Origin of the sequence: Anaerococcus sp. (genome assembly GCF_030825785.1) — a bacterium.
Taxonomy (GTDB): domain Bacteria; phylum Bacillota; class Clostridia; order Tissierellales; family Peptoniphilaceae; genus Anaerococcus.
Genome location: NZ_JAPJPG010000036.1, coordinates 1 through 15,966 on the forward strand (window position 1 = coordinate 1; position 15,966 = coordinate 15,966).

Here is a 15,966-nt window from a genome sequence, read left to right on the forward strand (position 1 = left end):
GAATTGTTTATCTCTGTAGGATTTAGTTTAAATTTTATGGATAAATCCTCAAGTTTTAAATCCATGTAATAGTACTTGTATAGATATGAAGTTATCTCCTCCATTTTATCTAAATTTAATACTTTTTTGACGTGACTATTAGTTTTGTTTTTAAATTCACTAGTATTTATACCAAGCTTTGCCTTAAAAAACTTGGAAAGATGTGATGGATCTTTGAATCCTAATATAACAGAAAGTTCTTCTAGGTTCATTTGCGAAAAGTTTAGATAGCCCATTAGTTTAATGAGCTTCATCATAGATGCAAGCGAGCTAAAGCTTAGACCTGTAGTTTCCTTTATATATTTGCTGATCTGAGATTGACTGAGATAGAAATTCTCAGATATATTTTTTAGATTAATATTTTCATTTAAATGAGAGTAAATATAGTGAAAAATTTGGATATCATGTTTATTTTTTAGTTTTTTTTTACTAGAAGAATCAATATTTTTCTCAAATATCACTACAATTTCCATAAGCTTTACAAAAATCATATGGTTAGAAAACTTGTCACCTTGTTTGTATTTGGTAATTTCATTTTTGAGTTTATCTATTATAGCATAAACTTCATCTTCTTCTTTGCTAGGTAGTGTGACATAAACATTGTCAGAAACTAATTTGCTTAGGGAGTAGTCCTTCATAAATAAATCATTAGTTCTTTTAAAGAGGATATTTACAAAGTCCAAATCATAAACAACTACATCCATAAGAATATCTTCTGATACTTCCTTTATCTGAGTGTAGTACCAAGGAAGGATTCCTACCATAGATCCTTTTTCTAGTTCTATATCTTCTCCTTGGATATTTACAATGGCAGATCCTTTTTTTACAATCCAAAACCTTGCATTTGTATGAAGGAGTGGTTCCGTCTTTTCAGTGAATACCTCGCTAGCTAAGTCTATTAGGGGAAGTTTATTTTTATTTGTTCCAAAATAAGTGGACTCATCTTGGATATTTGTTTTTTTAGTTATATGAATCATCTCCTCTTTTTCTATTTAGCTTCTAGGATCTATAACAATTATATCACAAAGACTTAAAATCAAAATATATTTCTATTTACAAAAATAAAATATGTATTTGTCTTATATAAAAACGATTTCTTTTGTATAATGATTACAAGGTCACAGTATTAAACCTCTATTATGAGTAAGTGTTATAGATAGGTTTATAAGACGAGTTATCTTTCATGATACATTAAGGCTAACTTGTCTAAACTAGGAGAGAAATAATTCCGAGATTGACTATATTATTTGAAGTTTACATCTACTTTAGATAATAAAATTAAAAAAAGATGGTGGTTTGTTGTGATTTTCAACAAGGAGTAAATTATGCTAGAAATTATAAAATCGTTTACGGAATGGCTATGGGGATGGCCACTGCTTGCCCTAGTTATGGGTGGTGGGCTAATTATCAATATTAAAACTGGATTTATTCAATTAAAATATTTCCCATATATCATGAGACAAACTTTTGGAAAGATGTTTTCTAAAAATGAAGAAGGATCTGGTACAGTTTCTGCCTTCCAAGCCATGACAACAGCTCTTGCTTCATCTATTGGAGCAGCAAATATAGTTGTTGCTCCAACCATAATATTTGCAGCAGGTCCTGGAGCTGTATTCTGGATGTGGATGGCTGCAATTATTGGTCAAGGAACAAAGTTTGCAGAAGTTGCCCTATCTATCAAATATAGGGAGAAAAATGAAGACGGAGACTTCGTTGGTGGATGTTCTTATATGTTAAAGAACGGACTAAAGGGTGGTCTTGGTAAGGCTATGGGAGCTTTGGCAGCCTTCTTCTTTATGATTGAGATCCTTCCATCAATTACTCTTCAAACTCTATCAGCAGCAGGTCCTGTTGAAAATGTGTTTGCTGCAACTAGTCTAAACGAGAACATTATCAAAATAATTGCTATTATAGTTATTTTTATAATTGTTTCAATTGTAGTCTTTGGTGGAGTAAAGCAAATTGGTAGAGTTACAGAAAAACTAGTTCCAATAATGGCAGCTATATATATACTTTTTGGTATAATCATAATCATTATGCACATAGGTGACGTGCCAAGAGTTCTTGGATATATTATAAAAGGTGCCTTCAATCCAAAAGCAGTTGCTGGTGGAGTTGGTGGGGCAACTTTATCTAAAGTAATCTCAATGGGTGTTGCTCGTGGTGTTTATTCTAATGAAGCTGGTATGGGTTCTGCAGGATATGGTCATGCAGCGGCAACCACAGATCATCCAGCTAGACAAGGTATGTGGGGAGTGTTTGAAGTATTTGCAGATACAATTGTGGTTTGTACAATATCAGCACTCACAGTTCTTTTATCAGGAGTATGGCAACCAGGTTTAAGTCAAGCAGAAAGCGATAAATTAGCACCTGTAGCAGTTGAAAGAGCATTCAATACAATATTTGGTCAAGCAGGATCAATAGTAATATCCATAAGCTTATTCCTCTTTGTACTATCAACAATCATAGTAATAGTATTCTACTGCGAAAAACAAGCTGAATATCTATTTGGTACCAAAGTTGGTAAGATAATGAGAGTTGTAGCATCGCTTATGATTCTTCTTGGAATATTTGTATCTTTTGAAAAGGCTGGAGTATTCCTAGACTTTACTTTAGGTCTTGTAGTAATTCCTAATATGATTGGATTAATCGCTATGAGCGGAGAGATAAAAGATATTAAGAAGGAATTTTTTGACGGGTATAATTATTATAAACTAGATCAAAAAAATAAGAAATAGAACGTATTTATACAAACCATCATTTTGAGAAAGGACGATAGATGAAGACAATAGTAGTAGCATTGGGTGGAAACGCCCTAGGTAATAGCCCAAAAGAACAATTAGAGGCAGTGAAGGGATCTTCTAAGGCCTTGGCAGATATTATAGAAAATTATGAAAATGTAGCCATAGTTCATGGAAATGGACCACAAGTTGGTGTAATAAACCTAGGATTATCTAAGGCAAGTGAAATAGATGAAAGCATACCAGAATTTCCTTTGGTAGAATGTGTTGCCTTAAGCCAAGGCTATATAGGCTATCACCTTCAACAAGCAATTGAAAACGAAGTTGAGAAAAGAAAAATCGACAAGAAGGTTGTTACAATAGTAAGCCAAGTAGAAGTTGATAAAAACGATTCTGCCTTTAAAGATCCTACTAAGCCAATAGGAACATTCTATAGCAAAGAAGAAGCAGAAAGAATCGAGAAAGAAGACGGTTATACTTTCAAAGAAGATGCAGGCAGAGGCTATAGAAGAGTAGTTGCAAGTCCAAAGCCAGTTAGGCTAAAGGAAATAGAAACCCTAAAAACTTTACTAGAAAATAATACAGCTGTAGTTACAGGTGGCGGTGGTGGAATTCCAGTCTTTGATGAAGATGGTACTATCATTGGAGTAGATGCTGTAATTGATAAAGATTTTGTTGCAAGTAAAATATCAGCAGATATAAATGCAGATAAACTTTTAATCCTAACTGCAGTTGAAAGTGTATATATCAATTTCGGCAAGAAAAATCAAGAGGAACTTAGAGAAATTAGCGTAGATGAAGCCAAGAAATATATAGAAGAAGGTCAATTCGCTAAGGGCTCTATGTTACCAAAAATAGAAGCTTGTCTTAAATTCTTAGAGGAAAATCCAGAAGGTGAAGCGATAATAACTTCACTAGACAAGGCTTTGGATGGATTAGAAGGAAAAGTAGGAACAAAAATAGTTAAGTAAAAACATAAGGAGGGTCAATGAAAGATATATATTCACTAAAGGCATCAATGGCGATTAAGGAAGCCAGAAACCTCGCCCTCCTCAATAAAAATCAAGAAGTAACAGACCTTCATCTACTAAAGTCTGTAACGGATCAAGAAAACCATGTCCTAGATACAATGCTTGAGGAATTTTCTGTAGATAAAGATAACTTAACTGATGAAATAACAAAAGCTATAGGAAAATTAAGGTCAAATGATGGACTTAGCAAGCTCTATTTTTCAAGAGATTACCAACGTGCCTTGCTACTTGCCAAGGAAAATGCCAAGAAAAGATACGCTGAGAAAATAACTACAAGTCATCTTTTTCTAGCATTCTTTGATTTAGAAAAGACTACTAGCAAACATATCTTAGAAAAAGTTGGCCTAAGTCATGAAAAGTGTGAACAATATCTTGTAAATAAAGAGAAGGAAGTAGAAACCAGCGAGCGATTTAGCGAAAAAATAGGAGATCTCATTGATAAATACGGGATTGATCTTACTAAAAGAGCTAAAGAAGGTAAAATTGATCCGGTTATAGGGATGGATGATGAAGTAGATAGATTATCTGAAATCCTAACCAGAAGGATAAAAAACAACCCTATCCTAATAGGCGAGCCTGGAGTTGGAAAGTCTGCGGTTGTAGAGGGGCTAGCTTTAAGGATTGCCCAAGGAGATGTGGTCGATTTTCTAAAAGATAAGATAATATTTTCGCTAAATATATCAAGCGTACTGGCTGGCACAGGCCTAAGAGGTGAGTTTGAATCAAGAGTCAAAGACTTGATGGATATGGTAAGCTCCTTTGAAGGAAAGATTATTTTATTTATAGATGAGATCCACACTATAGTTGGAGCTGGATCTTCGTCTGGTGGAATCGATATTTCAAATATCATAAAACCAAAACTATCCAGAGGAGAAATAACTATAATAGGAGCGACGACTGTTGCTGAATACAGATCTCATATAGAAAAAGACGGAGCATTAGAACGTCGTTTCCAGAAGATTTTGATAAAAGAGCCAAGTATCGAAGAATCTTATGATATTCTTCGTGGAATAAAGACTAACTACGAGAACTTCCACAATCTGATAATAACAGATGAGGCCATAAAAGCTTGTGTAGACCTATCGGATAGGTATATAACTGACAGAAAGCTACCTGATAAGGCTATAGACCTTATGGATGAAGCAGCCTCTATGCTTAAAAATAAGCTCGAAAATACTCCGGATAGTCTTGATAATGTAAGAGAAGATATTTTAAAATTGGAAGAAAGCCTACAGCTTGAAGATGACGATAAGAATAAAAATAAGTTAGATGAGCTAAAGAAGCTTTATGATAAGAATCTTGAAATAAAACAAGAAGAAACAGAAGATCTAAAAGAACTAAGAAGGATAAGAAGCGATATAAGAGAGCTTGAATTTACCAAAAAAAGATTATTAAACGAAGATAAATTCGAAGAATATACGAAAATTACTAAGGTAAAACTACCAGAGCTTATAAAAGAAGAAAAATCCTACCTAAACAAAAAATATAGATTTGTCAAAATAGAAAAACTTGAAGAAAATCATATCAAAACATTGATATCTAGGATAACTAATATACCAGTAGAGGATTTGAATCAAGATAGGAAGGGGAAAATCCTAAATATAGACAAGGCTCTGAGTGAAAAAGTAATAGGCCAAGAAGAAGCAGTAGAAAAGATATCAAATGCTATAATAAGAACGGCAGTTGGCATGAAAAATAGGCACAAGCCAATAGGGACATTTCTTTTTACAGGAAATACAGGACTTGGTAAGACCTATTTGGCAAAGGTTCTGGCAGATACTCTCTACGACGGAGAGGAAAGCCTGATAAGATTTGACATGAGTGAGTATATGGATTCAAATTCCACAACAAAGTTTATTGGAGCTCCTCCAGGCTTTATCGGTTATGAAGAAGGTGGCCAGCTCACTGAAAAAGTAAGGATTAATCCTTATTCAGTAATCCTATTTGATGAGATAGAAAAGGCTAACAAACAAATCTTTGATATTCTCCTTCAAATACTCGATGAGGGAAGACTAACCGATAATAGAGGCATAACCATAGACTTTACCAATACTATTATAATCCTAACATCTAATATATTGGCTAAGAAAGATGATAGTAATCTATATAAGCATGAACTTTACAAGTATTTCAAGCCGGAATTTATAAATAGGCTTGATGCAATAGTTAAGTTTAATGACTTATCTTATAAGAATCTTATGGAAATTACAAAGATTTATCTTGAAGAAGTAAAAAAAGATTTCAGGGAAATTGGGGTAAACTTTGCCTACACAAATGAAGTTATCGAGAAAATAGTAGACCTATCAGATTATGAAGAATTTGGGGCTAGAGAGATTAGAAGAGTGGTTGATGATAAGATAGTAACCATGGTTTCAAGAAAAATCTTACAAGATGACTTAGATGGTACAAATGTGCTTACAATTATGTTAGAGGATGAGGAATTTTCCTTTGACATTATGTAAAATAAAAAAATAAGGAGTTTAAAATGGGAGTTAACTTAAGAGGACGCAATTTATTAGCTATTAAAGATTTTACAGAGGATGAAGTATTATACTTAATCAAATTGTCAGAACAATTCAAAAATTTGAAACTAACAGGAACACCACACAATTACCTCCAAGGTAAAAACATAGTCCTACTATTCGAAAAGACATCTACAAGGACAAGATGCTCATTTGAAGTAGCAGGGATGGATCTAGGCATGGGAGTAACATATCTCGATCCAGGTTCAAGCCAAATGGGTAAGAAAGAATCAATAGCTGATACTGCAAAAGTTTTAGGTAGATTCTACGATGGTATTGAATATAGAGGATTTAGACAAGATTTAGTAGAAGAGTTAGCTGATAATGCAGGAGTTCCAGTATGGAACGGTCTAACAGATAAATGGCACCCAACTCAAATGATAGCAGATATGCTTACAATCAAAGAAAACTTTGGACGCCTTCGTGGTCTAAACTTTGTCTACATGGGAGATTGCAGAAACAATATGGGTAACTCCCTAGCAGTAACATGTGCCAAACTTGGTATCAACTTCATCGGTTGTGGACCAAAAGATCTATGGCCAGAAGAAGACGTCCAAGACCTAGCTAGAGAATTTGCCAAAGAGCATGTAAGCAAGGTTGAATTTAGCGAAGATGTAATGGCAAGCACAAAGGATGCTGATGTAATCTACACAGATATTTGGGTATCAATGGGAGAGCCAGAAGAAGTTTGGGCTAGTAGAATCGAACAACTTCACCCATTCCAAGTTAACCAAAAGGTAATGGACAATGCTAAAGAAGAAACAATCTTCATGCACTGCCTACCATCTTTCCACGATCTAAATACAACAGTTGGTAAAGATATCTATGACAAATTCGGCGACAAATACGACCTAAACGGTATGGAAGTTACAGAAGAAGTCTTCCTATCACACAAATCTAAGGTATTTGATGAAGCTGAAAACAGAATGCATACAATTAAAGCTATAATGTATGCTACACTTAAGTAAAAAAGACTAACTAAGACTGCCGGCTAAGCTGGCAGTTTTATTATGGGAAAAATTTCACTGATTTGATATAATTATCAAAGGAGGAAGTTATGGGAATAAGATTTAGAAAAAGTATTAATTTAGGCAAGGGTTTTAGGATAAATATGAGTAAGACCGGTCCAGGATTTTCCTGGGGTGGCAAGGGATTTAGACTAACAAAAACTGCCAAGGGAAACATCAGAGGAACAGCCTACATCCCTGGAACGGGCCTATCTTATCAGAAAGAATTCAAAAATCCCCTAAATGACTTAGGGAAAAATCATAGAAAAGAAAATAAAAATGAAGAAGGAAAAATAGTAAATAAAAAGTCGCCAATAGCCTTTAAGAATATCCAGTCGACCGCCCTAGAAGATGTCCTAGAAGGCAGAAAGGCTGAAAGACCCTATAAGCTTCTTGGACTTATTCTTTCTATTGCAGGAATATTTTTATTTTTTATAAATCCCTTCCTTATAGGGCTTACATTAATAGGTGCATTACTTTATTTTTATAAGAAGGAAGCAGAACCTGTAAGCTTAGAATATGACTTCGAAGAAGGATCCAAGGAAGAATACGACCTTACCAACAAGCTTTTGGCAGGGATACTCGAAAGCGATGAGGTCTTTCTAATAAATGAGCTTGAAGATGATATAATTCTAGACAGAAGCCCTCTAAGAGTAGTGAAGGGACTTCCTAATGGAATAGATACAAATGTAGAGGTAATAAGTCTTAAGGCAGGAGACATAAGCCTAAGCTTCTTACCAGATGCTCTTTTACTTGCGAAAAACAAGGACCTTAAGGCAATTGACTACAAGGACCTAAGTGTAGATCTTAGGGCAGAAGACTTCAAGGAGGAAGGAAAGGTCGCAAAAGATGCAAGAGTCTTAGAAAAAACCTACAAACACTCCAACAAAGACGGAGGTCCTGACAAAAGATATAAAGATAATCCAGAAGTAAGCCTAGTAGAATACGGGATCCTACAAATGGAAAATTCTGACCTAAATATAATGATTGGATTTTCTGATACTGTAATCGATGGAAAGTAAGAATTGTTTTAAAATTAGAAAACCCTCTATTCAAAATTAAATAATGAGAGTATAATTGAATCATAGTAAAGGCTTTAGGTCAAAGCTAAGGTAAAACTTTCGTTAAGATATTAAAGCCTAAAAATTTAAGGAGGAATTCATGTTAGAAAAGAAAGCATTAAGCGTTGGAGCAGGATTATTGGTAGGTTTAGTTGGAGGAAAAGTTCTCAACTCAAAACTTGCCAAAAAAGCAACAGTTAACACAGTTGTTGGAGGACTAAAGGTAAAGGAATCTATCGATAAAACTATTGAGTCTATCAGAGTTTCAGCAGAAGATGTCCTAGCAGAAGCCAAGGAAGTAAAGGCTAAGGAAGAAGCTGAAGAAGCAAAAAAAGAAGCTGAACAAGATATTGAAAAAGTAGCTTGCGAATGCGAGTGTGGATGCGAAGAAGAAATTTCTGAGGAAGAAAATAAGTAATGAGAGCCTCTATTGCTCATAGAATCGAAGGCAGAAGCCGTTTCACCTATGAAGATTATATAAAAGAGGAAAATCTAAACAAGCTAAAATATCGCATAGAAGAAATCGAAGGAGTCAAGTCTTGTAGGGTGTCGATCCTCACAAAGTCCATCACGGTAAATTACGAGGAGAGATTTATTCCTCAAATAGCTAGGGCAATCCTTGACCTAGACCTAAAGACTATTGAGGAAACCTCTATAGAAAGAGTAGACTTTGAGGCTCAATCAGAAAATGACATCTTCCATATTTTAAGAGATGCCATGTATACTAGGATATTTTTCAAATATATCCTACCTCAGCCTTTAGGAACCATAGGTCTATTCTTTAGGGCCTATCCATTTATCAAAGCTGGAGTTAAGTCTTTGATTAAGAGAAAGGTAAATGTAGAAGTCTTGGATGCGACTGCAATTTCAATCTCTCTTGCAACGAGGAAGTTTGGAGATGCCGCAAACATAATGTTCCTATTGGGCCTTGGTGAAAAACTTGAAGATTACACCATGAAGAAGTCCCAAGAAGACTTAGCTAATTCTCTTGCATTAAATGTTGATAATGTGTTTGTTATCGAAAATGGTGAAAAGATTATCAAAAATATCAAGGAAGTTGAAGAAGGAGATTTAATAGAAGTTGAGATGGGTAACTTAATTCCTGTAGATGGCAAGGTCATCAAGGGGGTTGCCATGGTCAACGAATCTTCTTTTACAGGAGAGTCTAATCCTGTCAAGAAATCAGAGGGATCTATAGTCTTTGCAGGAACTGCCCTCGAAGAGGGAGCAATCATCGTTGAAACTAAGAAAAAGTACGATGAATCTAGGTTAAGCCATATTATTGAGCTTATTTCAGATAGCGAAAAGAACAAGTCTTTGGCTCAGAAAAATGCAGAGAATATGGCTGATAGTCTAGTTAAGTACTCTTTCGTAGGAGCAGGACTTACCTACCTTCTTACAAGAAACTTAGAAAAGGCCAAGTCATTCTTGATGGTAGATTTCTCATGTGCCCTAAAACTTACCATTCCTATAGCTATAATGAAGGCGATTAGCCAAGCATCTGAAAAGAAAGTTTTAGTTAAGGGTGGCAAATACTTAGAAAACTTATCTAAGGCCAACACCATTGTCTTCGACAAGACTGGTACACTAACTAAGTCTGAACCAAGGGTTGCTAAAGTTATTGCCCTTGATGATATCGAGGAAAATGAATGTCTAAGAATAGCAGCTTGTCTTGAAGAGCACTTCCCACACTCTATAGCAAGTGCTGTAGTAGAAGCTGCTAGGGCAAGGGATTTAAAACACGAAGAGATGCACTCTAAACCTGAGTATATAGTAGCCCATGGTATAAAGACTACTATAGTAGACAAGGTAGCTATGATTGGCTCAGAACACTTTATCTTGGACGATGAGGGAGTCGAAATAGACGATAAGACTAGGGATATAATTGATAGGCTCAAAGAAGATTATTCACTTCTCTATCTGGCCTTTGCCGATAGACTTATAGCAGTAATCTGTATTGAAGATCCTCTAAGGGAAGAAGCTACGGATATCGTAAAAGATCTTAGGGACCTATCCATTGATAACATAGCTATGCTTACTGGAGATGCAGAAAATGCAGCAAGGAGTGTAGCGGAAAAGCTAGGCCTTGACTATTACAAGTCACAAGTTTTGCCAGAAGATAAACAAAAATATGTTATGGAAGAAAAAGATAAGGGAAGGACTGTAGTTATGATAGGAGATGGAATAAATGATTCTGTAGCCCTATCAAGTTCAGATGTAGGAATATCAATGCACCAAGGAGCTGATATAGCCAAAGAAATCTCTGACATATCCATAGGAAGCGACAGCCTAGAAGGCCTAGTTGATGTTGTAAAACTATCAAAGGCTATGGATAAAAGGATAAAAACTGACTACAAGCAGATTGTATCCATTAACTCAAGCCTTATAATCTTAGGAGTTCTAGGAATTTTGTCAAATACAAGTTCTTCACTCCTTCACAACCTATCGACAGTTATGATTGCAGGCAAGAACATGAAAGATTATAAAATTTAATAAACAAAGAAAAAAGACAGTGCCTAAGGTTTATAGAAAGACCCTAAGCACTGCCTTTTATTTATCAGCTATTATCACTCTTATATTTTTCTCTTCTAAATAGCTAAGCCAATCTCTACTTATATTTTTATCAGTTACAACAATATCTATATCATCAAGCTCGCAAAAATGAACAGCCTTTACAGCATCGAACTTGCTTGAGTCTACGAGCAAAATTACCTCTAGAGAATTTTTTATAATTAACTTTTTGGTTGCTAGCTCGTAGGAGTTGGCACAAGTTATGCCCAAATTTTTATGTACTCCGGCTGCTGATAGGAAGACCTTGTTGGCTCTTGTGTTTTCTATAACATTAAGGCTTGCTTGTGATTCGAACATCCCTGTATTTCTGTGGAAAAATCCTCCCGCAAGGATTAGGTCGATATTATCCTTATACATCAAATTCAGGAAGTTATTTGATGAGAAAACAAGACAAGTTGAAGAAATATCATTAGAAATATACTTAGAAAGCTTATCAGTAGTAGTTCCAGTATCTATTACTACAATATCTCCATCGTTAATTAAACTAGAAGCCCTTCTTCCAATCAAATCTTTTTGCCTATTGTTTAATTTCAAATTTTGGTCTAGGTCATAATCCGACTCAGTTTGGGAGAGAGTCGGGTTATCCAAGGAAGGGTTATAAACAACAGCTCCATGGTAGACCTCTATAATGTTATTATCCTCAAGAATCTTTATATCCCTTCTTATAGTCATCTCAGAGACTGACAAGTCGCTTGCCAATTCCTTGATGGAAGATCCGTTTTTATTCTTGACTATGCTTATTATTTTATTTAATCTTTCGTCTTTTTTAGCCATATACTCCAACCACCTTTAGCTTAATTGTACCATAAATATCTGAATATCTCAGATGTTAAAAATGGAGACTACGAGAAGGTAGAAAAGGAGATAAGAGCTATCAAGGAAGCTATAGGAGATAAAATCCTTAAGGTGATTATCGAAACTTGCTATCTTACAGAGGAAGAAAAAATAGCTATGTGTGAAGCTGTTACCAAGGCAGGAGCTGATTACATCAAGACATCTACAGGCTTTGGTACAGATGGGGCTAGGATGGAAGATGTAATCCTATTTAAAGACCACATTGGAGAAAATGTTAAAATAAAAGCAGCTGGTGGAGTTAAAACAAAAGAAGACCTAGTAGCCTTTATAGAAGCAGGTTGCGACAGGATAGGAACAAGCTCAGCTATAAAGATGCTTAAGGGCGAAGAAAATAAGTCAGATTATTAGAGGATCTTATGAAAAATAAAAAGAGAGTATTTTTAATAGTTTTAGACTCTGTGGGCATAGGCGAAATGCCAGATGCTCACAAATATGGCGATGAGGGTAGCAATACCCTTGCTGCTATTGTTAAAAGCGATAAATTTAAGGCAGATAATTTAGCAAAACTTGGATTTTTCAATATCGAAGGTGTTGATTGCAAGGAAGATGTATTAAATCCTATAGGATCTTTTGCAAGACTTGCCGAAGCTTCAAATGGCAAGGACACAACTACAGGTCATTGGGAGATGGCAGGCATCATTTCAGAAAAACCTTTCCCTACCTTCCCAAATGGTTTTCCAGAAGATTTTCTAGAAGAGTATTCTAAAAGAGTTGGTAGAAAGATTATCTGCAACAAGCCATATTCTGGAACAGAGGTTATTGAAGATTATGGTAAGGAACACTTGGAAACAGGAGCTCTTATAGTCTATACATCAGCAGACTCAGTCTTTCAGGTAGCAGGCCACGAAGATGTAGTTAGCCTTGAAGAATTATATCGCTGTTGTGAGATTGCAAGAGATATGCTTCAGGGAGATTTGGCAGTAGGTAGGGTTATAGCAAGGCCTTTTGTAGGCGAGCTTGGTTCTTTTGAGAGAACTAGAAACAGACACGACTACGCCCTAACTCCAACAGGCCCAATCATTATGGATGATTTGGTAAAAAATGGCTATGACTCTATAGGAGTTGGCAAGATTTATGATATCTTCGCAGGGCAGTCAGTCCTTGAAACTTACAAGATGGAAGACAACATCGATGGAATGAATATAACCCTTGATTTGTGTGATAAGGATTTCAATGGCTTGTGTTTCGTAAATTTAGTTGATTTTGACATGATTTATGGTCATAGAAATGATGTAGATGGTTATGCCAAGGCCTTTGCTGATTTTGATAAGCAATTGGGAGAGATGCTTCCTAAACTTAGGGAAGATGACATTGTAATTATCACAGCAGATCATGGATGTGACCCATCAACCCCATCCACCGACCACTCCAGGGAATATGTTCCAATGTTAATTTTTGGAGATAAGATTAAATCTGGAGTTGACCTAAAGACAAGAAATACTTTTGCAGATATTGGAAAGACTATTGCCGATATATTTGAAATCGACTCAGCAATTCCAGGCGAAAGTTTTTATGAAAAAGTTAAAAAATAGGAGTGTTTTATGAAATTGATCTTGAACCTTCTGGGTATAGTTATTGTAATAGGATTTATGTTTTTAATATCTATGAACAGGAAGGCTGTAAAAGTTAAGGGGATTTTCACAGCTCTTTTAGCTCAATTTATAATAGCAGGCCTTCTTGTGAAACTCCCTCAAGGAAGAGCGGCTATAGGAGCTGTTAGTAAGGCTGTAGAAAAGGTTTTATCCTATGGTAGCGAGGGAATCCAATTTGTTTTTGGATCTTTGGGAGATCCAGCAGCTGCATCAGGATATATATTTGCCTTTCAAACCTTGACCAATATTATATTTATATCATCTTTAGTTGCAGTCTTGTTCTATACCGGAATTTTGGGTTTTGTAGTATCAAAGATAGGTTGGCTCATAGGAAAATTATTTAAAACATCAGAGGTTGAGTCCTTTGTAGCAGTTGCTAATATGTTCTTAGGTCAAACTGACTCACCAATCCTTGTAGCAAAATATTTAAACTTCATGACAGAAAGTGAAGTAATGCTAGTCCTCGTTTCAGGAATGGGATCAATGTCAGTATCAATTATTGCAGGCTATGTTGCCTTGGGAATCCCTATGGAATCCTTGCTTATAGCATCTACCATGGTTCCAGTTGGCTCAATCCTTCTATCCAAAATTGTATGCCCACAAACAGAGGAAATCCAAGAGCTCGGTGAAGTGAAGATGGACAGGAAGGGCAACAACGAAAACGTCCTAGATGCCTTGGCAAGTGGAGCCCTCGATGGAATGAATATGGCTATGGCAATAGGAGCAAGCCTTATAGCTATAATTTCTATAGTAGCTTTGATAAATGGGATTTTGGGCATATTTAATATTTCTTTGGAGACTATCCTATCTTATGTATTTGCACCAATGGGTTACTTGATGGGACTTGAAGGTAAGGAAGTCTTTACAGCAGGTGAGCTTTTAGGTTCAAAATTAATCTTAAACGAATTCGTAGCCTTTGGCAAGCTTGGTCCAATGCTTGCTACTATGAGCGAGAGAACAGGTCTTATGCTTGCAGTATCTCTTGCAGGATTTGCTAATGTAAGCTCAATAGGAATTTGTATATCTGGTATATCAGTCCTATGTCCAGAAAAAAGACCTGTTCTTGCAAAGCTTGCCCTAAGGGCTATGATTGCGGGATTCTGTGTCAGCGTACTATCAGCTTTAATAGTTGGTATTTGGTTATTATTCTAAAGGAGAAGAAATGAGATTTATTGATATAATTGAAAAGAAAAAACTTAAAGAAGAACTAACAGATGAAGAAATCCAATTTTTTATAGATGGAGTAACTGACGATTCAATCGAAGATTATCAAATAGCAGCCCTCCTCATGGCGATCAGGCTTAACGGCATGACAGAGCATGAGACAGCCAAGCTTGCAGAAGCTATGATGCACTCTGGAGATGTTATTGACCTATCAGAAATAGAAGGAATCAAATCTGACAAGCACTCAACAGGTGGTGTTGGAGATAAGACCTCAATGGCACTCGGTGCAATGGTTGCTGCTTGTGGCCTTAAGCTTGCCAAGATGAGTGGTAGGGGCCTAGGACATACTGGTGGAACCCTTGATAAACTAGAATCTATAGAAGGATTTAACATCTCCCTTACCGAAGAAGAATTCAAAAAGCAAGTAAACGAAATAGGCCTTGCCATAATTGGTCAAACAGGAGACTTGGTCCCAGCTGATAAGAAGCTCTACGCCCTAAGGGATGTAACAGCAACAGTAGATTCGATTCCGCTAATTGCTTCATCAATTATGTCTAAGAAACTTGCTTCTGGATCAGATACCATATTACTCGATGTAAAATACGGTGAAGGTGCCTTCATGCACACAGTAGAAGATGCTAAGAAACTTGCCGAAGCTATGATTTCAATCGGTAAGAAACTAGGCAAAAATACTATGGCCATGATTACAGATATGAACCAACCTTTAGGAAACGCTATAGGTAATGCCCTCGAAGTAAGAGAAGCTATAGAAACTGTAAGGGGACATGGACCAAAAGACTTCACAGAGCTTTGTATGTGTGCTGGAGAGATTATGCTCATGCAAGCAGGTAAGGCAGAGACTAAAGAAGAAGCTAGAAAGATGCTAGAAGAAGCAATCTTATCTGGAAAAGCCTACGAAAAGCTAGAAAAAATGGTAGAATACCAAGGTGGAAATGTTGAACAAATCAGAAACACAGACCTCCTTCCTCAAGCGAAATTCAAGACAGAAATGTTATCTGAAGAAGAAGGCTACATTGAAAATATCCATTCAATGGGACTCGGTATCCAAGCGATGAAGCTTGGAGCAGGAAGAGCTAAGAAAACTGACCCTATAAACTACGCTGTTGGTCTCGAGATGAATGCCAAAAAGGGCGACTATGTCAAAAAGGGCGACCTCCTTTGTACAGTCTACAACGACGAAGAATTAACAGATGAGTGGAAAAAAGATTTCTATGATACCTTTACCTTTACAGACAAAGAAGTAGAGCCAATTCCAATAGTAGAAGAAATTTTAAAATAAACTTACAAGGACCTCGCTCAGGCGGGGTTTTTTAGTACCATAAATAGTGTAAGAAAGAAAATTATTTCTATCTTGCACTATTT

The 15,966-nt window shown here is 36.0% G+C and carries 13 protein-coding genes; 11 read left to right on the plus strand and 2 right to left on the minus strand.

Annotated features, from left to right (window positions below):
- Positions 1–1,016 (minus strand): AraC family transcriptional regulator (locus RCH56_RS05910; RefSeq protein ID WP_306484060.1); only part of this gene is annotated, 1,016 nt, incomplete at its 3' end.
- A 348-nt stretch (positions 1,017–1,364) separates the two neighbouring features.
- Between RCH56_RS05910 and RCH56_RS05915 the strand changes: the two genes are divergently transcribed.
- From RCH56_RS05915 to RCH56_RS05945, 7 genes are all read left to right on the plus strand, one after another.
- Positions 1,365–2,777, plus strand: coding sequence for a sodium:alanine symporter family protein (locus RCH56_RS05915; RefSeq protein WP_306484061.1), 1,413 nt, complete (start codon positions 1,365–1,367; stop codon positions 2,775–2,777).
- A gap of 41 nt (positions 2,778–2,818) precedes the next feature.
- Positions 2,819–3,751 (plus strand): carbamate kinase, encoded by a 933-nt coding sequence (arcC, locus tag RCH56_RS05920; RefSeq protein ID WP_306484062.1) that lies wholly within the window; start codon positions 2,819–2,821, stop codon positions 3,749–3,751.
- A gap of 17 nt (positions 3,752–3,768) precedes the next feature.
- On the plus strand, positions 3,769–6,273 hold the full coding sequence (locus RCH56_RS05925) for an ATP-dependent Clp protease ATP-binding subunit (RefSeq protein WP_306484063.1): 2,505 nt from the start codon (positions 3,769–3,771) through the stop codon (positions 6,271–6,273).
- Between the two features lie 23 nt (positions 6,274–6,296).
- Positions 6,297–7,301: an ornithine carbamoyltransferase gene (gene argF, locus RCH56_RS05930; RefSeq protein ID WP_306484064.1), complete on the plus strand. Its 1,005-nt coding sequence runs from the start codon at positions 6,297–6,299 to the stop codon at positions 7,299–7,301.
- Between the two features lie 89 nt (positions 7,302–7,390).
- Entirely contained in the window at positions 7,391–8,362 is a 972-nt protein-coding gene (locus tag RCH56_RS05935; RefSeq protein WP_306484065.1) for a DUF4236 domain-containing protein, read from the plus strand.
- Between the two features lie 139 nt (positions 8,363–8,501).
- Entirely contained in the window at positions 8,502–8,819 is a 318-nt protein-coding gene (locus RCH56_RS05940; RefSeq protein ID WP_012803507.1) for a DUF6110 family protein, read from the plus strand.
- Entirely contained in the window at positions 8,819–10,894 is a 2,076-nt protein-coding gene (locus RCH56_RS05945; protein WP_012803508.1) for a heavy metal translocating P-type ATPase, read from the plus strand. The genes RCH56_RS05940 and RCH56_RS05945 overlap by 1 nt, the downstream gene beginning before the upstream one ends.
- Before the next feature lie 57 nt (positions 10,895–10,951).
- On the opposite strand, the gene RCH56_RS05950 is transcribed toward RCH56_RS05945, so the two are convergent.
- Positions 10,952–11,746, minus strand: a complete 795-nt coding sequence (locus tag RCH56_RS05950) for a DeoR/GlpR family DNA-binding transcription regulator (RefSeq protein ID WP_012803509.1) — start codon at positions 11,744–11,746, stop codon at positions 10,952–10,954.
- Between the two features lie 24 nt (positions 11,747–11,770).
- Here RCH56_RS05950 and deoC point away from each other — a divergent pair, with 24 nt between their 5' ends.
- The 4 genes from deoC to RCH56_RS05970 are packed head-to-tail and all read left to right on the plus strand — an operon-like array spanning position 11,771 to position 15,883.
- Positions 11,771–12,175: a deoxyribose-phosphate aldolase gene (deoC, locus tag RCH56_RS05955; protein WP_306484066.1), complete on the plus strand. Its 405-nt coding sequence runs from the start codon at positions 11,771–11,773 to the stop codon at positions 12,173–12,175.
- Between the two features lie 8 nt (positions 12,176–12,183).
- A complete protein-coding gene (locus RCH56_RS05960) occupies positions 12,184–13,359 on the plus strand; it encodes a phosphopentomutase (protein ID WP_012803511.1) in 1,176 nt (391 codons plus the stop codon).
- Between the two features lie 9 nt (positions 13,360–13,368).
- On the plus strand, positions 13,369–14,571 hold the full coding sequence (locus RCH56_RS05965; RefSeq protein ID WP_012803512.1) for a NupC/NupG family nucleoside CNT transporter: 1,203 nt from the start codon (positions 13,369–13,371) through the stop codon (positions 14,569–14,571).
- 10 nt (positions 14,572–14,581) lie between these two features.
- A complete protein-coding gene (locus tag RCH56_RS05970) occupies positions 14,582–15,883 on the plus strand; it encodes a pyrimidine-nucleoside phosphorylase (protein ID WP_306484067.1) in 1,302 nt (433 codons plus the stop codon).
- The last annotated feature ends 83 nt before the right edge of the window (positions 15,884–15,966 follow it).